Origin of the sequence: Thermomonas sp. XSG (genome assembly GCF_014678725.1) — a bacterium.
Taxonomy (GTDB): domain Bacteria; phylum Pseudomonadota; class Gammaproteobacteria; order Xanthomonadales; family Xanthomonadaceae; genus Thermomonas.
In genome coordinates this window covers 1,305,357-1,325,510 of sequence record NZ_CP061497.1, presented here as the reverse complement: position 1 = coordinate 1,325,510, position 20,154 = coordinate 1,305,357, and the positions used below count along the sequence as shown (strand labels likewise).

21 protein-coding genes are annotated in these 20,154 nt (G+C 69.9%); 12 read left to right on the top strand and 9 right to left on the bottom strand.

The genetic code is table 11. The annotated features are described in order from the left end of the window. The first annotated feature begins 57 nt into the window (after nt 1-57). On the top strand, nt 58-177 hold the full coding sequence (locus tag ICG51_RS06275) for an entericidin A/B family lipoprotein (protein WP_223809568.1): 120 nt from the start codon (nt 58-60) through the stop codon (nt 175-177). A 39-nt stretch (nt 178-216) separates the two neighbouring features. Here ICG51_RS06275 and ICG51_RS06270 read toward each other — a convergent pair whose 3' ends face one another. Continuing rightward, the gene (locus tag ICG51_RS06270) at nt 217-993 is read right to left on the bottom strand and encodes a hypothetical protein (protein ID WP_223809542.1); all 777 of its coding nucleotides are present in this window, start codon (nt 991-993) and stop codon (nt 217-219) included. A gap of 126 nt (nt 994-1,119) precedes the next feature. Here ICG51_RS06270 and ICG51_RS06265 point away from each other — a divergent pair, with 126 nt between their 5' ends. After that, complete coding sequence (locus ICG51_RS06265; RefSeq protein WP_190282126.1) at nt 1,120-2,439, top strand: tryptophan--tRNA ligase; 1,320 nt, start codon at nt 1,120-1,122, stop codon at nt 2,437-2,439. Continuing rightward, nucleotides 2,436-2,747: a hypothetical protein gene (locus ICG51_RS06260; RefSeq protein ID WP_223809541.1), complete on the top strand. Its 312-nt coding sequence runs from the start codon at nt 2,436-2,438 to the stop codon at nt 2,745-2,747. Before ICG51_RS06265 ends, ICG51_RS06260 begins: the two co-directional genes overlap by 4 nt. Here ICG51_RS06260 and ICG51_RS06255 read toward each other — a convergent pair whose 3' ends face one another. Continuing rightward, nucleotides 2,748-3,134, bottom strand: coding sequence for a VOC family protein (locus ICG51_RS06255; protein WP_190282125.1), 387 nt, complete (start codon nt 3,132-3,134; stop codon nt 2,748-2,750). A gap of 112 nt (nt 3,135-3,246) precedes the next feature. Here ICG51_RS06255 and ICG51_RS06250 point away from each other — a divergent pair, with 112 nt between their 5' ends. Continuing rightward, nucleotides 3,247-4,125: an aspartyl protease family protein gene (locus tag ICG51_RS06250; RefSeq protein ID WP_190282124.1), complete on the top strand. Its 879-nt coding sequence runs from the start codon at nt 3,247-3,249 to the stop codon at nt 4,123-4,125. Nucleotides 4,126-4,307: 182 nt separating this feature from the next. Here ICG51_RS06250 and ICG51_RS06245 read toward each other — a convergent pair whose 3' ends face one another. From ICG51_RS06245 to pdhA, 3 genes are read right to left on the bottom strand one after another with little or no spacing between them, the layout of a single operon-like run. Beyond that, on the bottom strand, nt 4,308-5,642 hold the full coding sequence (locus tag ICG51_RS06245; RefSeq protein WP_190282123.1) for a dihydrolipoamide acetyltransferase family protein: 1,335 nt from the start codon (nt 5,640-5,642) through the stop codon (nt 4,308-4,310). A 10-nt stretch (nt 5,643-5,652) separates the two neighbouring features. Next, nucleotides 5,653-6,639, bottom strand: a complete 987-nt coding sequence (locus ICG51_RS06240; protein ID WP_190282122.1) for an alpha-ketoacid dehydrogenase subunit beta — start codon at nt 6,637-6,639, stop codon at nt 5,653-5,655. Beyond that, nucleotides 6,636-7,712 (bottom strand): pyruvate dehydrogenase (acetyl-transferring) E1 component subunit alpha, encoded by a 1,077-nt coding sequence (gene pdhA, locus ICG51_RS06235; RefSeq protein WP_190282121.1) that lies wholly within the window; start codon nt 7,710-7,712, stop codon nt 6,636-6,638. Before pdhA ends, ICG51_RS06240 begins: the two co-directional genes overlap by 4 nt. A gap of 131 nt (nt 7,713-7,843) precedes the next feature. Here pdhA and ICG51_RS06230 point away from each other — a divergent pair, with 131 nt between their 5' ends. Both ICG51_RS06230 and ICG51_RS06225 read left to right on the top strand, forming a co-directional pair. After that, complete coding sequence (locus ICG51_RS06230; protein WP_190282120.1) at nt 7,844-8,734, top strand: tryptophan 2,3-dioxygenase family protein; 891 nt, start codon at nt 7,844-7,846, stop codon at nt 8,732-8,734. A 159-nt stretch (nt 8,735-8,893) separates the two neighbouring features. After that, nucleotides 8,894-10,405 (top strand): oligopeptide:H+ symporter, encoded by a 1,512-nt coding sequence (locus tag ICG51_RS06225; RefSeq protein ID WP_190282119.1) that lies wholly within the window; start codon nt 8,894-8,896, stop codon nt 10,403-10,405. A gap of 91 nt (nt 10,406-10,496) precedes the next feature. Here ICG51_RS06225 and ICG51_RS06220 read toward each other — a convergent pair whose 3' ends face one another. After that, a complete protein-coding gene (locus tag ICG51_RS06220) occupies nt 10,497-10,970 on the bottom strand; it encodes a MarR family winged helix-turn-helix transcriptional regulator (RefSeq protein ID WP_190282118.1) in 474 nt (157 codons plus the stop codon). An 84-nt stretch (nt 10,971-11,054) separates the two neighbouring features. Between ICG51_RS06220 and hppD the strand changes: the two genes are divergently transcribed. Together hppD and hmgA are read left to right on the top strand one after the other, a co-directional pair. Further along, entirely contained in the window at nt 11,055-12,140 is a 1,086-nt protein-coding gene (gene hppD / locus ICG51_RS06215) for a 4-hydroxyphenylpyruvate dioxygenase (protein WP_190282117.1), read from the top strand. Nucleotides 12,141-12,183: 43 nt separating this feature from the next. Further along, a complete protein-coding gene (gene hmgA, locus ICG51_RS06210) occupies nt 12,184-13,479 on the top strand; it encodes a homogentisate 1,2-dioxygenase (RefSeq protein ID WP_038053529.1) in 1,296 nt (431 codons plus the stop codon). A gap of 12 nt (nt 13,480-13,491) precedes the next feature. On the opposite strand, the gene ICG51_RS06205 is transcribed toward hmgA, so the two are convergent. Next, nucleotides 13,492-14,214, bottom strand: a complete 723-nt coding sequence (locus tag ICG51_RS06205) for a hypothetical protein (RefSeq protein ID WP_190282116.1) — start codon at nt 14,212-14,214, stop codon at nt 13,492-13,494. A 149-nt stretch (nt 14,215-14,363) separates the two neighbouring features. On the opposite strand from ICG51_RS06205, the gene ICG51_RS06200 reads away from it, so the two are divergent. The 3 genes from ICG51_RS06200 to ICG51_RS06190 are packed head-to-tail and all read left to right on the top strand — an operon-like array spanning nt 14,364 to nt 17,140. Then, nucleotides 14,364-15,005, top strand: a complete 642-nt coding sequence (locus ICG51_RS06200) for a lectin (RefSeq protein WP_190282115.1) — start codon at nt 14,364-14,366, stop codon at nt 15,003-15,005. 48 nt (nt 15,006-15,053) lie between these two features. Further along, a complete protein-coding gene (gene nhaA, locus ICG51_RS06195) occupies nt 15,054-16,262 on the top strand; it encodes a Na+/H+ antiporter NhaA (protein WP_190282114.1) in 1,209 nt (402 codons plus the stop codon). After that, nucleotides 16,259-17,140, top strand: coding sequence for an NAD-dependent epimerase/dehydratase family protein (locus ICG51_RS06190; RefSeq protein WP_223809540.1), 882 nt, complete (start codon nt 16,259-16,261; stop codon nt 17,138-17,140). Before nhaA ends, ICG51_RS06190 begins: the two co-directional genes overlap by 4 nt. Here the strand turns inward: ICG51_RS06190 and ICG51_RS06185 are convergent. Next, nucleotides 17,116-17,865, bottom strand: a complete 750-nt coding sequence (locus ICG51_RS06185; RefSeq protein ID WP_223809539.1) for a M90 family metallopeptidase — start codon at nt 17,863-17,865, stop codon at nt 17,116-17,118. The genes ICG51_RS06190 and ICG51_RS06185 overlap by 25 nt on opposite strands. A 16-nt stretch (nt 17,866-17,881) precedes the next feature. Further along, nucleotides 17,882-18,166: a hypothetical protein gene (locus ICG51_RS06180; protein WP_190282511.1), complete on the bottom strand. Its 285-nt coding sequence runs from the start codon at nt 18,164-18,166 to the stop codon at nt 17,882-17,884. Nucleotides 18,167-18,302: 136 nt separating this feature from the next. On the opposite strand from ICG51_RS06180, the gene ICG51_RS06175 reads away from it, so the two are divergent. Next, nucleotides 18,303-20,117 carry a DegV family protein gene (locus ICG51_RS06175; RefSeq protein WP_190282112.1) on the top strand — a complete coding sequence of 605 codons (1,815 nt, stop codon included), beginning with the start codon at nt 18,303-18,305 and terminating at the stop codon, nt 20,115-20,117. The last annotated feature ends 37 nt before the right edge of the window (nt 20,118-20,154 follow it).

The following is a 20,154-nucleotide window of genomic DNA, read 5'->3' as shown; positions in this document are numbered from 1 at the left end:
GGGCTCCCTCTAGACCGGTAATGTCCGCCGGATTCCGAGGAGAACCCCATGAAGCAGATGAAGATGGCCCTGGTGGCGTTGGCCTGCCTGGCTTTCCTGGCTGGCTGCAACACCATTGCCGGTGCAGGCAAGGATATCCAGAAGGCCGGCGAGAAGATCGAGGGCGCGGTCAAGTGACCTTCCGCGCCGGCAGGTGACTCTCGACGGTGCCATCGCTCAACGCCCCGGCGGATCTGGAACGAAACCGCCAGGGAAGGCGCGCGGTTGCGGCCAGGTCTGCGCCTGGTAGCGACGCGGCAGCACGCCCATCGCCACCAGCGCCTGCACGCTGTCGTAGCGCAATTCGCTGACCTGCTGCGGGCCCGAACTGGCGCGCTCGAACGTGGTCTGTCCGACCGGCGCCCGCTCGCGTTGTCCGTGGCCGGTGCCGATGCGCTGCGGCATCGCTTCCATCGCCATTGCGCGATCGGCGCTCGCACCGGCCTTGGCCTGCGGTGCAGCCGCAACGGGCGGCGCCGGCGCCGGCAGCGGACGCTGCCAACGTTCCCGGAACACCGCGATGCCCACCACGCCGACGTTGTCCGGCCGCCCGGTGCGCGCGGCGTAGCTGTCCGGCAGGTCGGTGAACAAGAACTGCGCGATGTCGTCCAGCGACTTGCGCCAGCCGCCGATCTCGGTGCTTTCCCACGGTCCCAGTACATAGCCCGCCTGCGACGGCGCGGCGGTCTGGCCGCTGACGGCGTTCACCCCATCCACCGACAGCACCACCAGCACCCTTTCACCGGTGGTGTTGGTCAGGCGCACCGCGTATCGGTGGCCGGGCGTGCCGGCCACCCAGCCGCGGCCGCGGTGGCGGTACTCGGGCAGGACTTGGGCGGTGTCTCGGTCCACCAATGCCAGCTCCACCAGCGGTTGGACGGGCAGTGGTGCGCGCGCGGTCGCAGGCGTGCAGGCGGCGATGGCGGCAAGGGCGAACAGCAGGCGGTGGAACATGGCTCTCTCCTGAGGTGCAGGCATTGCGCTGCACTGCTGCCAACGCGCGGCGCCGGCGAACGGGGTTGCCGGGTGTCGCGGGTACACTGTGTGGCCCACCTCCCGCGTTCCGACAGCGTCCACCGCATGAGCAAGACCCGCATCCTGACCGGCATCACCACGTCCGGCACGCCGCACCTGGGCAACTACGTCGGCGCGATCCGCCCGGCGCTGGCCAGCGCGCAGGCCGCCGATGTCGAGAACTTCTATTTCCTCGCCGATTTCCATGCACTGGTGAAATGCGGCGATCCGGCGCGGGTGCAGCGCAGCACGCTGGAAATCGCCGCCACCTGGCTGGCCTGCGGGCTGGATGTGGAAAAGAACTGGTTCTACCGCCAGAGCGACATCCCGGAAATCCCCGAGCTCACCTGGTTCCTGACCTGCGTGGCCGGCAAGGGCCTGCTCAACCGCGCCCACGCTTACAAGGCGGCGGTGGACCGCAACCGCGCCGAAGGCGAGGACGATGACGCTGGCGTCAACGCCGGGCTGTTCATGTACCCGGTGCTGATGGCCGCGGACATCCTGATCTTCAACGCCAACAAGGTGCCGGTGGGCCGCGACCAGATCCAGCACATCGAGATGGCGCGCGACTTCGGCCAGCGCTTCAACCATCTCTACGGCGAGCACTTCGTGCTGCCCGAGGTGGTGATCGACGACAACGTGGCCACCTTGCCCGGCCTCGACGGCCGCAAGATGAGCAAGAGCTACGACAACACCATCCCGCTGTTCGCCCCGCGCAACGAGTTGAAGAAGCTGATCGCCGGCATCCTCACCGACTCGCGCGCGCCCGGCGAGCGCAAGGACACCGAAGGCTCGGCGCTGTTCCAGCTCTACCAGGCGTTCGCCTCGAAGGAGGAAACCGCCGCCTTCGCGCAGGCCTTCGCCGACGGCATCGGCTGGGGCGATGCGAAGCAGAAGCTGTTCGAGCGCATCGATGCGGAAGTGGCCCCGCTGCGCGAGAAGTACGAGGCGCTGATGGCGAAGCCGGCGGAGATCGAGGCGGTCCTGCGCGACGGTGCGGCGCGCCTGCGCGCCACCCATGCCACCCCGACGCTTGCGCGCCTGCGCGCGGCGGTGGGCCTACGCGATCTGTCCACGGTCGCGGGCGACGACGCCACGGCCGCGGCGAAGAAGGAAGCCGAGGTGTTGCCCGCGTTCAAGCAGTACCGCGACGCCGACGGCAAGTTCTATTTCAAGCTGGTGCAGGGCGAACGCGTGCTGCTGCAGAGCGTGGGCTTCGATTCGCCGCGCGATGCCGGCCAGCGCGTGGCCGCGATCAAGCAGGGTGAAGTGGGCGACGATGCCAGCGACTTCATGCTGGGCGAGGGCGTGACCAGCGCCGAAGTGAACGCCGCGCTGGCGGCGTTCGTGGCGGCGGCGCTGGAAGGCGAGGGCGGCAAGGCGTGAACAACCTCGCGGCGTTGCCGGTGCTGGCGCTGGTGCTGTTCGCACCGTGGTTCCTGATCCTGTCGGCGCTGTACTGGCTGTATCCGCGCCAGCCGCGCACCGACGCGCGCCGGCGCTTCGACGCCATCGCCCTGCTGATGGCCTACGCCGGCTGCCTGCTCAGCCTGTACTGGAGCTTCGACCACGCCGACCGCAGCCACGGCGCGCTGTGGCCGCAGGTGCTGGCCACCTCGGTGGGCTACGGGGTGTTCCTGCTGGTGCTGGCGGTGGCGTTCTGGCTGCGCCGGCGCCGGTTCGCGCCGGCCTGATCAGTCCCAGGCGTTCCAGGCCACGCCGCGGTCCGGATATTTGCTCTTGACCACGCAGAAGCGCTGCCCGGTCGGCGCCTCCATCACCCACCAGCGCTTCACGAAGGCCACCTTCTTCGCGCCCAGCCGTTCCAGTCGCGCGGCTTCCGCGTCGACGTCGTCGGTTTCGATGTCGAGATGGACCCGCGACGGGTGCCCGACCTTCTGCACTTCGATGTGCAGCTCGCCCGGCGTGTCGCCCAGCATCTGGTAGTCGGCGGTAGCGTCACCCGCGTCGCGGTCGGCGACGCTACAGCCCAGCGCCTGCGCCCAGAAATCGGCGGCGTCGTCGAGGTCGCCGGTGTTGCAGTCGATGATGAAGCCGGAGAGGCGGCTGCGGTGGGGCATGGCGGGCTCCTGCGGGGTGGCCGTGACGTTTGATTGTGGCCATCAGTCAGGGTTGCGGAGGTGAAAGTGATGGTTTAGTGTTGTACTTCAATACAACACTAGGATTAGCGCCATGCGTTCGCCCCTCTTCCTGGCCGTCGCCCTTGCACTGGTCACCGTGTTCCCGCTTCCCGGCCCCGCCGCCGCAGCGCCCGCGGACGGGCCCGGATCGGCATCGCCGATCGCGCTCGGCGATTTCATGGGGCGCAAGCGGGACATCACGGTCAAAGTGGCGGGCCAGCAGGGCAGGTTCCTGCTGGATACCGGCGGCGGCGTCACCGTCCTAGACAAGGCCTTCGCCAAGCGGATCGGCTGCGCGCCGTGGGGCCAGATTTCCGGGTTCCGCCTGACCGGCGAGCGCCTGGACATGCCGCGCTGCGAGAACCTGCGGATCGCGCTGGCGGATGGCCGCACCCTGGCCCCCATCACCGCCGGCGTGTTCGATCTCGCGGCGGTGCTGGCCAAGGGCGACGAACCGGTGGACGGGTCGCTGGCGCTCGATGCGCTGGACGGCCAAATCTTCACCCTGGACCTGCGGGCCGGGACCCTGACGTTCGAAACGCAGCAGAGCCTGGCGGCGCGCGTGGCGGATGCGGTGGAGGTGCCGATCCGGGTGAGCCGCTACGGCAGCAGCGCGCGCGGCGTGGGCGTCTACGCGCGCTCCAAGACCGACAAGGGTGACCTGTGGCTGGAGCTGGACAGCGGCGGCGATGCCCCGGTGCTGCTGCCCACCGCGATGGCCGCCGAGGCCGGTGCCGACCCCGCCGTGGAGAAGGCCCAGCCGTACCAGCTCACGTTGAACGGCAAGGTGCGCGACCTGACCCTGAAGACCCGCGCGCTGGTGCGCGACATGGTGCGCGATGGCGTGGTGGGCATCCCGGCGCTGGTGCACTGGCAGCTCACCTTCGATCTGGCCACCGACCGCCTGTGGATTGCGCCGACCAAGGGCTGACGCTGGCGCGTTGAGCCGCCGGCAGGCGGCGGTATATCTCGCAATTGCATGCGGGGCGGGGGCATTCGCCCCGCCCCGCTGCTTCTTCTATTCCGGCTGCGATGCCGGCGGACCTTCCGAACAATCAATGCCCGACGAAGGTGTGGCGGCAGCGGCACAGCCGAGGCCGCCGCGGCTTCGGCTCAGTTCGGCAGCGCCATGTCGTCCAGCAGCGCCTTCAGGAAGCGCGCTGCCTCGCCACCCGTGCATGCGCGGTGGTCGAAGGTCAGGCTGATCGGCATGCGGCGGTGCACCTCGATGCCGCCGATCACCGCCACCACGTCATGGCTGAGCTTGCCGGCGCCGACGATGGCCACGCACGGCGGCACCACCACCGGGGTGGCATAGCGGCCGGCGAACATGCCGAAGTTCGACAGCGAGATGGTGTAGCCACTCAATTCGCTGGCCGGCAGCGTGCGCGCCTCCACCTGTGCGCGCAGGCGGTTGATGCCTTCGCGGATACCGCGGGCATCCAGCATGTCGGCATTGCGCAGCGCGGGCACGAACAGCCCGTCGTCGGTGTCCACGGCGATGCCGATGTCGACGTTGGGGTGCATGGTGCGGCAGAGCGCCTCGCCGTCGAACCAGGCGTTGAGCGCCGGCACCGTCTTGCAGGCTGTCACTATCGCGCGCACCAGGCGCGCGGTGATGTCCTGCTTGCCGATCCAGGCATGCAGGTCGGCGTCGTCGCACAGGGTGGTGGGCACCACCTTGGCGTGGGCATCGGCCATCACCCGTGCCATGTTGCGGCGCACGCCCTTGAGCTGTTCCGGCTGGCCGGTGGCCGCCACGCCGGGTGGCTGGGTTCGCATCGGCTTGCCGGACTGCGAGAGGGTGCTGCGCCCGGCCGGCGCGGCAGCAGGCGTGGCCGCAACCGGTGCCGCGGCGCGTGCCGGCGCGGGCGTGGCGCCCGGCTTGGCCGAACCGTCGGCCGCCGCGCGCTTCACGTCGTCCATGCTGACCGTGCCGTCCACGCCGCTGGCGCGAACGCGAGTGATGTCGACGCCGAGCTTGCGCGCCATCGCGCGCACCGCCGGCACAGCCTTGACTCCCCCGACCGCAACCGCGGCCTCGCTGACCACGGCATTGCCGACCTGCATCGCGCCGACCACGGTGCCGGCGTCTTCCGGCTCCGCCTTCGCGGCGGCTGCCGGGGCGGGTGCGGCCGGTTCCGGGGCGGCGTGCGACGGGCCGTGGTGGTGGCCGGTGTCCTGGCCTTCCGCGCGCTGCGGCAGGCTGGGGTCGATTTCGAATTCGGCCAGCATGGTGCCGGTGACGATCACGTCGCCCGGGCCGCCGGCCAGCTTCAGCACCTTGCCGGAGACGGGCGAGGGCACGTCGACCACCGCCTTGGCGGTCTCCATCGAAACCAGGTTCTCGTCCAGGCGGATCACGTCGCCTTCCTTGACGTACCACTCCACGATGGTCGCGTCCGGCAGGCCTTCGCCCAGGTCGGGAAGGAGGAATTTCTTGCTCATGGGCTGTCCTTTACGAATAGGCCTTCGCGCGCTTGGCGGCGGCGACGATCTTGTCCACGCTCGGCAGGTACTTCATCTCGAGGCGGAACAGCGGGATGTGGGTGTCGTAGCCGGTGACGCGCTCGACCGGTGCCAGCAGGTCGAACAGGCATTCCTCGGCGACGCGCGCGGCGATTTCCGCACCGAAGCCCGCGGTCTTGGCGGCTTCGTGCACGATCACGCAGCGGCCGGTCTTGGCCACCGATTCGGCGATGGTGGGGAAGTCCAGCGGGGTCAGCGTGGCGACGTCGATGACCTCGGCGCTGATGCCCTCGGCGGCCAGCTTCTCGGCGGCCTCCAGGGTTTCCTTCACCTGCGCGCCCCAGGTCACCAGGGTCACGTCGGCGCCGTCGCGCAGCACGTAGCACACGTCCAGCGGCAACGCCTCGCCGTCATCCGGCACCAGTTCCTTGTACTGGCGGTAGATGCGCTTGGGTTCCATGTAGATGACCGGATCCGGGTCGCGGATCGCGGCCAGCAGCAGCCCGTAGGCGCGCTGCGGGGAGCTCGGCATCACCACTCGCAGGCCGGGCACGTTGGTGAAGATGGACTCGTTGGCTTCGGAATGGTGTTCCGGCGCGCGGATGCCACCGCCCCACGGCACCCGAAGCACCATCGGGCAGGTCAGCCGGCCGCGGGTGCGGTAGCGCATGCGCGCGGCGTGGCAGACGATGAAATCGACCATCGGGTACATGAAGCCGTCGAACTGGGCCTCGGCGACCGGCTTCATGCCCTGCGAGGCCATGCCCACGGTGAGGCCGGCGATGGTGGTTTCGTCCAGCGGCGTGTCGAGGATGCGTTCGGTGCCGAACTGCGCGGACAGGCCGGCGGTGGCGCGGAACACGCCGCCGTTGACGCCCACGTCCTCGCCCAGCACCACCACGGATTCGTCGTTGCGCAGTTCGTAGGCCAGCGCCTGGGTGATCGCCTCGATCAGGGTGATGGGTTGCGCGCTCATGCCCGGCCCTCCAGCGCGATCGCGGCGTCGCGTTGCGCCAGCACGTCCGCCGGCATGTCGCCGTAGAGGTAGTCGAACATCGCTTCCACCGGCTGCACCGGGGTTTCCAAGTAGGCGTTGATTTCCACGTCCACGCGCTTGCCGCTCTCCTCGATCCAGGCTTTTTCCTGCGCCTCGTCCCACAGCCCGGCATCGGTCAGGAACTTGCGCAGGCGCAGGAACGGCTCCTTCAGCCAGGCCTGCTTCACTTCGTCCTCGCCGCGGTAGCGGCGGGCATCGTCGGCGGTGGTGTGGTCGTGCAGGCGGTAGGTCATGAACTCGATGACGCTGCCGCCCTGGCCGGCGCGCGCGCGCTCGTGGGCGCGGCGCATCGCTTCCAGCACCGCGACCAGGTCGTTGCCGTCCACCTGCAGGCAGTGCAGGCCGCCGGCCAGGCCTTTCTGCGCCAGCGTCTCGGCGCCGGTCTGGGCCTTGCGCGGCACGCTGATCGCCCAGCCGTTGTTGACCACGCACAGCACCAGCGGCAGCTGGTAGGCGCCGGCCGAGTTCACCGCGGCGTAGAAGTCGGTTTTCGAGGAGCCGCCGTCGCCGCAGACCGCCACCGCCACCCGGTCCTGCTTGCGCAGCTTGAAGCTCAGCGCGGCGCCGGAGGCCATCAGCATCTGGGTGGAAATCGGCACGCACCACGGATAGTCGTGGGCCGGCGCGCCGGTCAGCAGGTTGCCGCGTTCGTCGCCGCCCCAGTACATCAGCACTTCGCGCGGGCGCATGCCGCGTGCGAACTGCGCGCCATATTCGCGATAGCTGGGGGCGAACACGTCCTCCGGCTGCATCGACGCGCCGATGCCGACGTGGGTGGCCTCGTGGCCCAGGCAGGCGGCATAGGTGCCCAGCTTGCCGGTGCGCTGCAGGGCGATGGCCTTGCTGTCGAAGGTGCGCAGGAACAGCATCTGCTTGAACAGCGGCAGCAGCGCCGCCGCATCGGCCACCGCGGGCGGCAGCGGGCCGGCCAGGGTGCCATCGGGCTTGAGGTATTGCAGGTATTCGATTTCGAAGCTGGCGGCAGTGGTCATGATCGCCTTGAGGTTGGAGCAATTGCTCCATGATACCGGCGATGTGTTGGCAATCCGTTGCGCGCTGCGGCATCGCAAGGCATTTGACGGCGGTCAGCGCGACGCCGCAGGCGGCATGCGAGAATCGCGCGATGAGCAGCGAACACGACACCGCCAGCGCCAACCGGCGCGACCTCGAAGCCGATATCCACACCGATCTGGCCGGTCGCATCACCTATGGCGGCTACCTGCGGCTGGACCGCCTGCTGTCCGCGCAGCAGCCGCTGTCGAACCCGCCGCACCACGACGAGATGCTGTTCATCGTCCAGCACCAGACCAGCGAGCTGTGGCTGAAGCTGCTGATCCACGAGCTGTCCGCGGCGGTGGAGCACCTGCGCCACGACCGCGTCTGGCAGTTCGGCAAGGTGGCCGCGCGCTGCAAGCGCGTGCTCGACCAGCTGACCGCGCAGTGGTCGGTGCTGGAGACGCTGACGCCGTCGGAATACATGGAGTTCCGCGACATCCTGGGGCCGTCGTCCGGCTTCCAGTCGCTGCAGTACCGCACGGTGGAGTTCCTGCTCGGCAACAAGAACGCGGCGATGCTCAAGGTGTTCGCGCATGACCCGCAGGGACAGGCGTCGCTGGAGGCAGTGCTGCGCGCGCCCAGCCTGTACGACGAATTCCTGCGCTACCTCGCCCGCTGGGGCCATGCCGTGCCGGCCGCGCATCTGGAGCGCGACTGGTCGCAGCCGCATGTGCTGGACGGGTCGCTGGTGCCGGTGTTCGAACGCATCTACGAGGACACCGACCGCTACTGGCGCGAATACCAGCTGTGCGAGGACCTGGTGGATCTGGAAACCCAGTTCCAGCTGTGGCGCTTCCGCCACATGCGCACGGTGATGCGGATCATCGGCTTCAAGCGCGGCACCGGTGGTTCCAGCGGGGTGTCCTTCCTCAAGCGCGCGCTCGATCTCACCTTCTTCCCGGAGCTGTTCGAGGTGCGCACCTCGGTAGGCCCGGGCCGCGCTTCCGCGCCTGCCTGAGGGCCGCTCGCGCGCCGCATCTGTTGCGGTGCAGCACGTTGTCCTGAATGCGCGCGGTTTGACGTTGCCTGCGCGCCTCGGCGATGCTCCCCCGGTTCCCGGCCCGTGTCAGGCCGGTTCGACACGCCATTCCAATAACTCAAGACGGGGGGATTCCGCATGAGCGGAGCCGCTAACACGACGCCGGGCGCGATTCCGGAATACAAGCAGCTGATGGGTCATCCGCGTCCGCTGTGGATGCTGTTCATGACCGAGTTCTGGGAGCGCTTCGCGTTCTACGGCATCCGCTGGGCGCTGGTGCTGTACATCGTCGCCCAGTTCCACGGCGGCGCCGCGTCCGGCGAAGCCAGCGCGAACCAGACCTATGGCGCTTACCTGGCGCTGGTGTACGCGGCGGCGATCTTCGGCGGCTACGTGGCCGACCGGATCATCGGTTACCAGCGTTCGATCCTGGTCGGAGCGACCATCATGGCCGCTGGCCTGTTCATGATCGCGATGCCGGACGAGAACGTGTTCAAGCTCGGCCTGGCGACCATCATCGCCGGCAACGGCCTGTTCAAGCCGAACATCTCGACCATGGTCGGCAAGCTGTACGTGCAGGGCGATGAACGCCGCGATTCCGGCTTCACCCTGTTCTACATGGGCATCAACCTGGGCGCGATGCTGGCGCCGATCCTCACCCAGTTCCTGGCCCAGAGCCTGCTGGGCGGCACCGTCGACATGCCGGCCTACAAGGTGGTGTTCATCGCCTCCGGCGTGGGCATGCTGGTCTCGCTGGTGTGGTTCTGGTTCGGCCGCAGCCAGCTCCACGGCGTGGGTCGCCCGCCGGAAGGCGCAGAAGGCGCCGGCCGCGTGCTGATGACGGCGATCGGCGCGCTGGTGGCGATCCCGGTGATCTACTTCCTGCTGTCGATGGGCGCCAGCTCGCTGCAGTGGATCCTGACCGCGATGTTCGTTGTGCTCGGCATCATGCTGCTGGTCGAGGGCGTGCGCGAGGGTTCGGTGTCTCGCGACAAGACCATCGCGATGCTGATCATCTTCGCCTTCAACGTGCTGTTCTGGATGTTCTTCGAGCAGGCCGGCAGCTCCTTCAGCTTCCTGTCCGACAAGATCGTCAACCGCGACCTCGGCGCCCCGGGCGGCTTCATCTGGCCGAACGCCTGGTTCCAGTCGGTGAACTCCATCGCCATCATCACGCTGGCGCCGGTGTTGGCCTGGCTGTGGGTGAAGATGGGCCGCAACAATCCGTCGATCCCGCGCAAATTCGGCCTGGGCCTGATCTTCAACGGCCTGGCCTTCCTGCTGCTGATGTTCGCGCTGTCCAGCCTGGTCGACCCGCAGACCCTGAAGATCCCGTTCTGGACGCTGTTCATGGTCTATGTCATCCAGTCGGTGGGCGAGCTGTGCCTGTCGCCGATCGGCCTGTCGATGACCACCAAGCTGGCGCCGACCAAGCTGGTCGGTTTCGCGATGGGCGGCTGGTTCCTGTCCACCGGCATCGGCAATAACCTGTCCGGCATCTTCGCCAGCCATGTCAGCGGCACCGAGGGCATGAGCGTGGCGTCCGCGCTGAGCGGCTACACGTTCGGCTTCTGGGCGCTGGTGATCCCGGGCGTGCTGCTGTTCGTGATCGCGCCGCTGATCCAGCGCCTGATGCACGGCGTCAAGTAAGACCTGCCAGCCGCGCCGGCGGACGGCGCGGCTGGGTGATGCAAGCGCGGCGGCCCCAGGGCCGCCGCGTGCGTTTCGCGGCCGCTGGAAATCAGCCGGCTGCGGCCTGACTGGTGGCCTCGACCCGCAGTTCCAGTTCGTCCAGCCGGTCGAGCAGGCGGAACAGCAGGGCGCGCTCGTCCGCCGGCATGTCACCGAGCAGCTGGCGCTCGAAGCCCAGCGCCAGCGGCACGATCTGGTCGTAGATCGCGTAGCCGGCCTCGGACAGGCGCAGCACCGAGCGGCGCCGGTCGTCGTCGTCGAAACTGCGCAGCAGACGACCGGATTCCAGCAGGCTGGCCACCGCGCGGCTCACCGCCACCTTGTCCATCGCGGTGCGCTGCGCCACCTGATTGGCCGACAGGTCCGGGCTGCGGCCCAGCACCGCCATCACCCGCCATTCGGTGACGCCCAGGTCGAAGCGCTGCGAGTACTCGCGCGCGATCGACCCGCTGATGCGGTTGGAAAGCACGCTGAGCCGGTAGGGCAGGAAGCGTTCGAGGGCGAGGCTGGCGTGGTCGGGCATGGCAGGTGGCCGGAAGAGGGGGTGCTTGAGATAGTTGCAAGTGCAACCATAGAATGCGCATTCCCGGCGTTGAGGACCACCCGCATGAACGCGCAACCCAATCTTGGCATGCAGCCGACCACCTTCGACAACCCGATGGGGATCAACGGCTTCGAGTTCGTCGAATTCGCCGCCCCCGCCGGCCAGGGCCCGCGCATGCGCGAATACCTGCAGCAGCTGGGCTTCACCGCCATCGCCCGCCATCGCGGGCGGCCGATCACCCTGTTCCGGCAGGGCACCATCAATTTCCTGCTCAACGAGTCGGAAGATTCGTTCGCCGCCGATTTCGCCGCCCAGCACGGTCCGTCCGCCTGCGGTTTCGCGATCCGCTTCCGCGAACCCACGGACAAGGTGCTGGCGCACGTGCTGGCCAACGGCGGCGCGCAGGTCGACCACAAGCCGGACACCGGCGCGGTGGCGACGCCCGTGATCAAGGGCATCGGCGACTGCATGCTGTACCTGGTCGACGACGGCCGCGCCGACCTGTACGCCGACTACGAACCGCTGCCCGGCGTGGACCAGCATCCGAAGGGCTTCGGCCTGACCTTCATCGACCACCTCACCCACAACCTGTTCGTGGGCAACATGGCGAAGTGGTCGGACTACTACGAGAAGCTGTTCAACTTCCGCGAGATCCGCTACTTCGACATCAAGGGTGCCAAGACCGGCCTGCTGTCCAAGGCGATGACCGCGCCGGACGGCGTGGTGCGCATCCCGCTGAACGAGTCCAGCGACGACAAGAGCCAGATCAACGAATACCTGCGCGAGTACAACGGCGAGGGCATCCAGCACATCGCGCTGTTCACCGACGACATCTACGACTCGGTGGAGCGCATGCACGCGGCCGGGGTGAAGTTCCTCGACACGCCGGACACCTACTTCGACGTGATCGACGTGCGCGTGCCCAACCACGGCGAGGACGTGGAGCGCCTGCGCAGGAACTCGATCCTGATCGACGCCGACATGGAAACCAAGTCGCGCAAGCTGCTGCAGATCTTCACCCAGAACGCGTTCGGCCCGATCTTCTTCGAGATCATCCAGCGCAAGGGAAATGAAGGCTTCGGTGAGGGCAACTTCCAGGCGCTGTTCGAAAGCATCGAACGCGACCAGATGAAGCGCGGCGTGCTGTGATCCCCGCCCGCCGCGCGGCGGGCATCCACTGAGCGAGCAGACCATGGCGATCCACAGCAACGGCTACCAGACCGGTTTCGGCAATGAATTCGCAACCGAGGCGCTGCCCGGCGCGCTGCCGGTGGGGCGCAACTCGCCGCAGCAGGTGGCGCATGGCCTGTACGCGGAGCAGCTGACCGGCACCGCGTTCACCGCGCCGCGCCACGCCAACCGGCGCAGCTGGCTGTACCGGATCCGCCCGGCGGCGGTGCACGGGCGCTTCGAGCCGTTCGCGCACGCGGGCTTCCACAACGACTTCGGCAGCGGCCCGGTGACGCCGGAAAAGCTGCGCTGGAATCCGCTGCCGCTGCCGGAGCAGGCGGTCGATTTCATCGACGGCCTGTTCACCGTGGCCGGCAACGGCGGCCCGGAAGCCGGCACCGGCGTCGGCCTGCACCTGTACGCGGCCAACCGCGACATGGACGGCCGCTTCTTCTGCAATGCCGACGGCGAGCTGATGCTGGTGCCGGAGCTGGGGCGCCTGCACATCGAAACCGAGCTTGGCGTGCTGGACGTGGAGCCGCAGCAGATCGCGGTGATCCCGCGCGGCGTCCGCTTCCGCATCGCCCTGCCGGAGGGGCAGGCGCGTGGCTATGTCTGCGAGAACTTCGGTGCGCTGTTCAAGCTGCCCGACCTCGGCCCGATCGGCAGCAACGGCCTGGCCAACCCGCGCGACTTCGAATACCCGCAGGCGGCGTTCGAGGACGTGGAGGGCGAGTTCGAGCTGCTGACCAAGTTCCAGGGCCACCTGTGGCGCAGCGACATCGGCCATTCGCCGCTGGACGTGGTGGCCTGGCACGGCAACTATGCGCCGTACCGGTACGACCTGCGCCGCTTCAACGTGATCGGTTCGATCAGCTACGACCACCCGGATCCGTCGATCTTCCTGGTCCTGCACTCGCCCAGCGACACCCCCGGCACCAGCAGCGTGGACTTCGCGATCTTCGCGCCGCGCGTGCTGGCGATGCGCGACACGTTCCGGCCGCCGTGGTTCCACCGCAACATCGCCAGCGAGTTCATGGGCCTGCTGCACGGCGTGTACGACGCGAAGGCCGAAGGCTTCGCCCCCGGCGGCTGCTCGCTGCACAACTGCATGACCGGGCACGGGCCTGACGCCGCCACTTTCGAGAAGGCCAGCACGGCCGACCTGAGCCAGCCGGACTACATCGACGGCACCATGGCCTTCATGTTCGAGACCCGCGCGGTGATCCGCCCGACCGCGCAGGCCATGGCCGCGCCGCATCGCCAGCAGGACTACCCCGACTGCTGGATGGGCCTGCGCAAGCGTTTCCAGCGCTGAACCGCTGGCGCCTCAGCCGCCCACCAGCTTGAGCTGGGGCGCGGCCTCCCGTGGTGCGCGTGGCGTCGCGGTCGCATCCAGCCGCGGCAGCAGCGGCTCCGGCAACACCTCGCCCAGACGCGCCAGCACGCGCTGGCCATAGCTGTCGTTGGTCAGCCGCAGCAGCACCTGCAGGCCGTCGAGGAGGGCCTCGACCAGTTCGTCGTCGTTGCCGCAGAACTGGATGCGCGCCTTGCGCTCCACCGCATCCGGGTCGCGCTGCAGCGACAGCATGTCGATCATGTACATCTTCGCCGCCACCAGCGAGCGACGCTGGCCGCGCGTGGGCGCTGGCGCGGCGCCAGCCGGCACCACCAGTGGCGCGGTGCCGCCAGCCTGCGCCGGGGAGGCGATACCGGCCTGCGTCGGCGCCGGCCGCGGGCTGCCGGCGCGGATCTGTTCGGTGCGTGCCTGCAGCGCTTCGGTGGTGGCGCGCAGCAGGCCGGTGAACGCGCCGGCCACGCCGTTGGTGGGGGCAACCACGGCGGTGTCCCTGGCGTCGGCCGGGCGGATGTAACCATCCTTCAGCAGGCGGTCGATGGCCGGCAGGATGTCGGGCCCCAGCATCGCCATCACCTCGTTGAGCGTGCGCTTGCCGTCGGTGACGATCAGGATGCGCCGTTCCGCCAGGCTCAAGCCGGCGCTGGAGCCGGCCTGCAGGGCGCTGTGCGCGAGTGCGGTCTTGTTGAGCAGCATGGGTGGTCCCCGGTTCGACGCGCGCCACGCTAGCCGGCGCGGATGTCGCGCGAATGACGGTTGCGTGGCGGCGAGGGCGAAGGCGGTTCGCGCCGCGTTCACCGCGGCTGGCGACACTGCAGGCTTCCCCGTCTTGCTGGAGTTCCGCCATGCGCCTGCTGCCGGCCGTGATCGTAGTTGCCGTGCTTGCCGGCTGTGACCGCGCACCGGAGCGCGCGGTCGATGTACCTGCCACGCCGGCCACACCCACCACGCCAGTGCCGTCGAGCGCCCCGGCGCAGCCTGCGCCTGCCGCCCCGGCAACACCGGCGCCGACGGCGGAGCCGGGCCTGGCGGGGTTTGGCGGCTACGGCGATGTCCGGCTCGGCACCGCCGCCGCCGGCATGGAGCAGGCCTGGGGTGGTGCGCTGGAACGGCTCGGGCCGCCGCCGTCGCCGGCGGATGCCTGTCATTACCTGCGTCCGAAGCGCGCCGCGCGCTCAGTCGAAGACCCGGCCTTCATGCTGGAAGGCGGCAGGTTCGTCCGCTACGACATCCACGGCACGCGCGTAACCGCGCCGGGCGGCGGCAAGGTCGGCATGCGCAGGGCCGACATCGCCCGGCTGTATGCGGACCAGGTCGAAGCGCGGCCGCACCACTACACCGACGGCGAATACCTGCGCATCCGCGATCCCGCCGGCGGCACCGGCGTGCTGGTGTTCGAGACCGATGGCCGCGGCGAGGATGCGAAGGTGGTGGCGTGGCGGGTGGGCCTGCCGCCGCAGGTGGACTACGTGGAAGGCTGTTCTTGACGCCAGTGCGCGGGTAGCCAGCGCGGTGCGGCTTCTATAATGCGGGCGATGACTACGCACGCTTCCGTCCTTGCCCGCGCCCAGCACGCGCTGGCCGAATTCTTCCGCCTTGAAGCCGCCGGCGGCATCGTCCTGATCGCCGCGGCAGTGCTGGCGATGGTGGCCGCCAACTCGCCGTTGGCGCACTTCTACGAAATGTTGCGCGACACCCCGCTGGGCGGCGCGGACTGGGGCAAGTCGCTGCACTGGTGGATCAACGACGGCCTGATGGCGGTGTTCTTCCTGCTGGTGTCGCTGGAGATCAAGCGCGAGGTGATCTCCGGCCAGCTGTCCAGCCGCGACCAGCTGGTGCTGCCGGTGGTCTGCGCGGTGGCCGGCGTCGCCGTGCCGGCGCTGTTGTACACGGCGATGAACCACGGCGATGCCGGGGCGATGCGCGGCTGGGCCATTCCCACCGCAACCGACATCGCCTTCGCCCTCGGCGTGCTGGCGCTGCTCGGCGCGCGGGTGCCGCTGGGGATGAAGCTGCTGCTGTCCACGATTGCCGTGGCCGACGACCTGATCGCGATCCTGATCATCGCGTTCTTCTATTCGCAGGGCCTGCAGTGGGGCGCGCTGGCCGGTGCGGCGCTGGTGGTGCTGGCGATGGCCGCGCTCAACCGGCGCAAGGTGACGCGGCTGGCGCCCTACCTGCTGCTGGGCCTGCTGCTGTGGGCGCTGGTGCTGGCATCGGGCGTGCACGCCACGCTGGCGGGGGTGGTGACCGGGCTGATGATCCCGCATTACGACCGCAGCAACGCGGTCGACGACGCCAACGAGCATTCGCCGCTGGAGACACTCGAACACACGCTGCATCCGTGGGTGGCGTTCGCCATCCTGCCGTTGTTCGCATTCGCCAACGCAGGGTTGGCGCTGGGCGGGCTGCGCCTGCAGGACCTGGCGTCGCCGCTGCCGGCGGGCATCGCGCTGGGGCTGGTGCTGGGCAAGCCGGTGGGCATCGTGTCGGCGGCGGTGGCGATGCGCGCGCTGGGCTTGGCGCGGTTCCCGCAGGGCATGGACCTGCGTTCCATGCTGGGCCTCGGGCTGCTGTGCGGAATCGGCTTCACCATGAGCCTGTTCATCGCATCGCTGGCCTTCACCGGGCATCCGCTGCACTACACCGAGGGCGTGCTGGGCGTGCTGGGTGCATCGGTGGTCGCGGCGCTGCTGGGCAGCGTATGGCTGGCGCTGGTGCTGCCGCGCAACGCCCGCGCATGAAAACGGCGCTGGTGTTCGGTGGCAGCGGGCAGATCGGCGCGGCGCTGTTGGCGCGGCTGTGCGACGGGGGCTGGCAGGTGCTGGCGCTGTCGCGCGAGGCACGCGCCGATGGCCCCGGCCTGCGCTGGCTGCGCGGCGGCTTTCCCCGGCCGCCGGGACTGCCGGAGCAAGTCGATGCGATCTTCAGCTGCGGCCCGCTGGACGCGTTCGCGCAGTGGTACGCGCAGGCCGGCATCCGTAGCGCGCGGGTGATCGCGTTCGGTTCCACCAGCGTCCACGTCAAGCATGCCTCCGGCGATCCCGGCGAGCGCGACGTGGCGCGGCGCCTGCGCGAGGCGGAAGCCAGCCTGTTCGCGACCGCGAGGGCGCGCGGTGAAGCCGCCATCGTGCTGCGTCCGACGCTGGTGTATGGGGTCGGGCGCGACGCCACCCTGACCCGCATCGCCCGCCTGGCGCGGCGCGCTGGTCGCTTCGTCCTGCCGCGCAACGCCAGCGGCCTGCGCCAGCCGGTGCATGTCGATGACCTGGCCGATGCCGCGCTGGCGGCCAGCCACGGCGCCGCCGCGCACGGCCGCGGCTATGACCTGCCGGGCGGTGAAACCCTGCCATATATCGAGATGGTGCGGCGGGTGCTGGCCTGCCTCTCGCCGCCACTGCGCCTGCACCTGCTGCCGATGGCGCTGTTCCGCGCGCTGCTGGCGGCGGCGCGTGCCGGGGGCATCGCGCGCGACCTCACCGGTGACGCAATCGCACGCATGCGCGATGACCTGGTGTTCGATGCCGGGCCGGCGGCGCGCGACCTCGGCTATGCACCGCGCGCCTTCGCGCCCGCTGCGGCGATGTTCGACGCGCCTCAGCCCAGCAGCGGCGCGCCGTAGAACCGGCGCAGGTGCGCGGCGACCTCGGGCATTGCCGCCTGCAACGTGCGTGCGTCGCTGAAGTGGTATTCGGTGCACACCGCGAAGAATTCTTCCGGCGCTTCCGCGGCATAGGGGTCGATGGCGGTGTCGTGGCCGGCGTCCACCTCGGCGCAGAAACCGTCGTAGGCACGCTGGAAATCCGCCGCCCACTGCCGCTGCCAGTCGCGCGGCAGCGGCGGGGTGCCGTCCATCGCGCCGTCCAGTGCGTCGAGCTTGTGCGCGATCTCGTGCGCAGCCACGCAGAAACCGTCGTTCGGTGCGGCGATGTCGCTGCGCACGTCGGCCCAGGACAGGATCACCGGGCCGCGCTCCCAGGCTTCGCCGATCAGATCCTCGGCTCCTTCGTGGAGGATGCCGTGGGCATCGACATGGCTGCGCCGGGCGCGGAACGCGGCCGGATACACCAGCAGCTCCTTCCATCCATAAAGGCCTTCGCGGCCGAATTCCAGCAGCGGCATGCAGCACAACATCGCCAGCCGCAGCCGCTGCACCTCGTCCAGGCGCAGGCCGTGCAGGGGGGTGATGGCCTTGTCGGCCAGGAACTCGGCGGCCAGCGCGTGCAGGCGCTGCTGGCGCGGCGGATCGAGGTCGCACAGCCACGGCAAACCGGCCGCGGCCTGACGGCACAGCGAGGGGTCAAGTGCAGGAGCGGTGCGCGGGCGGCGCAGGAACGGCCAGATCACGCGGAAACGCAATCGCTCAGCGGAACATGCCGGGCAGGAAGCTGTGGAAGCGCGACGGCATTGCGCGGCTGTCGCCGGAGGCGCGGGCGGGACCCGGCGCCTGTGCCTTCGGCCGCGGTGCGCGCGGGGTATGCGCGGCGGCCGCAGTGACGTCCAGGTCGCCCTCGTCCAGCCGCTCCATCGACGCCGGCTGGGGCTCCGTCGGCGGGGGGCTTTCCGGTGCCATCTGCCGCAGTTCGCTGGCGCCGGCATGGCCAAAGGCGCCCGCCAGGGCAAGGCAGACCAACAGCTGACGCGTCATGGACAGGCGCATGGAGGGTCACCGGATGAATGGGCGTACGCAGCGCACGGCCCGCCCGCGACTATAGCAGCCGGCCGGGCCGGCGGATGCTGCGACGCAGCAGGCGCGGAGGCGGCCGGCTCTGCACACTGGCGGCATGTCCGATACCGCCCTGGCCACCAGCGCCACGCCCACTGCCGTCACCGCCGCCGCGCTGCGCCGCGCCCTGATCGCCGGAGCGCGCCGGGTGATCGCCGCGCGCGACGAGCTCAACCGCATCAATGTGTTCCCGGTGCCCGACGGCGATACCGGCAGCAACCTCGCCTCGACCCTGGGCAGCGTGCTGCACGGCGCGCTGAGCCGGCGCAGCCGCCATGCCGGCGAACTGCTGCTGCGGGTGGGCAACGACGCGATCGACGGCGCGCGCGGCAATTCCGGCGCGATCATGGCGCAGTTCCTGATGGGCCTGGGCGAGCAGGCGCGGGCCTTGTCGCAGCTCGACGCCGGCGAACTGGCGGCGGCGGTGCGGCGCGGCGCGGACAGCGCGCGCGCGGCGCTGGCGCAGCCGGTGGAAGGCACCATCCTGAGCGTGATCGCGGCGTTCGCCGAGGCGCTGGAGGAGCAGGCGCGCCGCGTGGGCGCGCAGCCGTGGCAGGCGTTCGCGGCGGCGCTGCCGCGTGCGCGGGTGGCGCTGGCCGACACCCCGCGGCAGATGCCGCTGTTGCGCAAGGCCGGGGTGGTGGACGCCGGTGCGCGCGGATTCGTGGACTGGCTGGAAGGCATTGCCGCCTATGCCGAAGGCGGACCGCGCGCGCTGGATCTGCGCGGCGCGACTGCCGATGGTGCGGACGCCGCTGCGACGCATGTCCACCTGGACGTGGATCCGGATAGCCGCTACTGCACCGAATGCCTGCTGGTGGGCGAGCGGATCGATCGGGTCGCGCTGCGCACGGCGCTGGCGGCGATCGGCATCGAATCGCTGGTGGTGGCCGGCAGCGACAGCCGGGTGCGCGTGCATGGCCACGCGGCGCAACCGCAGGTGTTGTTCGATGCCTGCGCCGGGTTTGGCCGGGTCGAGGCGATGAAGGCCGACGACATGGTCATGCAGCAGCGCAGCGTGGAATCGCCGGGCCGGGTGGCGGTGGTGACCGACAGCGCTTCCGACCTGCCGCAGGCACTGGCCGATCGCTTCGACATCCACGTGGTGCCGGTGCGGGTCAGCCTGGACGGCCGTGACTATCTGGACCGCTTGGGCTTGGGAACGGCCGAGTTCTACCGGCGCATGGCCGCGTCGGCGCAGCTGCCGCAGACCAGCCAGCCACCACCGGGGGATTTCCGCCGCGTCTTCGAACACGTGCTGGCGCACCAGCCGGCGGCAGTCTACGTGGGCCTGTCGCGGCCGCTATCCGGCACCCTGCAGTCGGCCGAATCGGCGGCGCGCGGGCAGCAGGGGCCGCTGCGCTGCATCGACAGCGGTCATGCCAGCGTTGGCCAGGCGCTGCTGGCATGGCGCGCCGGCGAGCTGGCCGCCGCCGGTGCGGAGGCGGACGCGATTGCCGAGGAACTGGCGCGGCTGGTGCCGCAGACGCTGACTTGGGCGATGGCCCGCGACATCCGCCACGCCGTGCGCGGCGGTCGCATTCCCCGCTGGGCCGCCCCGCTGGTGCGCTTCAGTGGGCTGACCCCGCTGGCCGCGATCCGCAACGGCGTGCTGAAGGTGGCCGGTGGCCTGTTCGCCCGCCACGGCGCGCCGGAGGCGTTCGCGCGCCATGTGGCGCGGCGGCTGCCGGCGGCACCCGGTTGGCGGCTGCTGGTCGGCCATGCCGATGCGGCGGCGGACGGTGAACGCGCGCTTGCGGCGCTGCGCCGGCTGCTGCCGGTGACCGAGGCGCATCTGCTCGAAGTGGGTCCGGCGATCGGCGCGCATGCCGGACGCGGTGCCCTGGTGGTGGGGCTGCAACCCGCCCCCTGACGCGATCCGGGTGCGGGTGGATGGCCGCGCTGCGTAT

Coding starts and splice junctions, on each gene's coding strand:
- ICG51_RS06275 (WP_223809568.1), top strand. CDS start 58: ATGAAGATGGCCCTGGTGGCGTTGGCCTGCCTGGCTTTCCTGGCTGGC.
- ICG51_RS06270 (WP_223809542.1), bottom strand. CDS start 993: ATGTTCCACCGCCTGCTGTTCGCCCTTGCCGCCATCGCCGCCTGCACG.
- ICG51_RS06265 (WP_190282126.1), top strand. CDS start 1,120: ATGAGCAAGACCCGCATCCTGACCGGCATCACCACGTCCGGCACGCCG.
- ICG51_RS06255 (WP_190282125.1), bottom strand. CDS start 3,134: ATGCCCCACCGCAGCCGCCTCTCCGGCTTCATCATCGACTGCAACACC.
- ICG51_RS06250 (WP_190282124.1), top strand. CDS start 3,247: ATGCGTTCGCCCCTCTTCCTGGCCGTCGCCCTTGCACTGGTCACCGTG.
- ICG51_RS06245 (WP_190282123.1), bottom strand. CDS start 5,642: ATGAGCAAGAAATTCCTCCTTCCCGACCTGGGCGAAGGCCTGCCGGAC.
- ICG51_RS06240 (WP_190282122.1), bottom strand. CDS start 6,639: ATGAGCGCGCAACCCATCACCCTGATCGAGGCGATCACCCAGGCGCTG.
- pdhA (WP_190282121.1), bottom strand. CDS start 7,712: ATGACCACTGCCGCCAGCTTCGAAATCGAATACCTGCAATACCTCAAG.
- ICG51_RS06230 (WP_190282120.1), top strand. CDS start 7,844: ATGAGCAGCGAACACGACACCGCCAGCGCCAACCGGCGCGACCTCGAA.
- ICG51_RS06225 (WP_190282119.1), top strand. CDS start 8,894: ATGAGCGGAGCCGCTAACACGACGCCGGGCGCGATTCCGGAATACAAG.
- ICG51_RS06220 (WP_190282118.1), bottom strand. CDS start 10,970: ATGCCCGACCACGCCAGCCTCGCCCTCGAACGCTTCCTGCCCTACCGG.
- hppD (WP_190282117.1), top strand. CDS start 11,055: ATGAACGCGCAACCCAATCTTGGCATGCAGCCGACCACCTTCGACAAC.
- hmgA (WP_038053529.1), top strand. CDS start 12,184: ATGGCGATCCACAGCAACGGCTACCAGACCGGTTTCGGCAATGAATTC.
- ICG51_RS06205 (WP_190282116.1), bottom strand. CDS start 14,214: ATGCTGCTCAACAAGACCGCACTCGCGCACAGCGCCCTGCAGGCCGGC.
- ICG51_RS06200 (WP_190282115.1), top strand. CDS start 14,364: ATGCGCCTGCTGCCGGCCGTGATCGTAGTTGCCGTGCTTGCCGGCTGT.
- nhaA (WP_190282114.1), top strand. CDS start 15,054: ATGACTACGCACGCTTCCGTCCTTGCCCGCGCCCAGCACGCGCTGGCC.
- ICG51_RS06190 (WP_223809540.1), top strand. CDS start 16,259: ATGAAAACGGCGCTGGTGTTCGGTGGCAGCGGGCAGATCGGCGCGGCG.
- ICG51_RS06180 (WP_190282511.1), bottom strand. CDS start 18,166: ATGACGCGTCAGCTGTTGGTCTGCCTTGCCCTGGCGGGCGCCTTTGGC.
- ICG51_RS06175 (WP_190282112.1), top strand. CDS start 18,303: ATGTCCGATACCGCCCTGGCCACCAGCGCCACGCCCACTGCCGTCACC.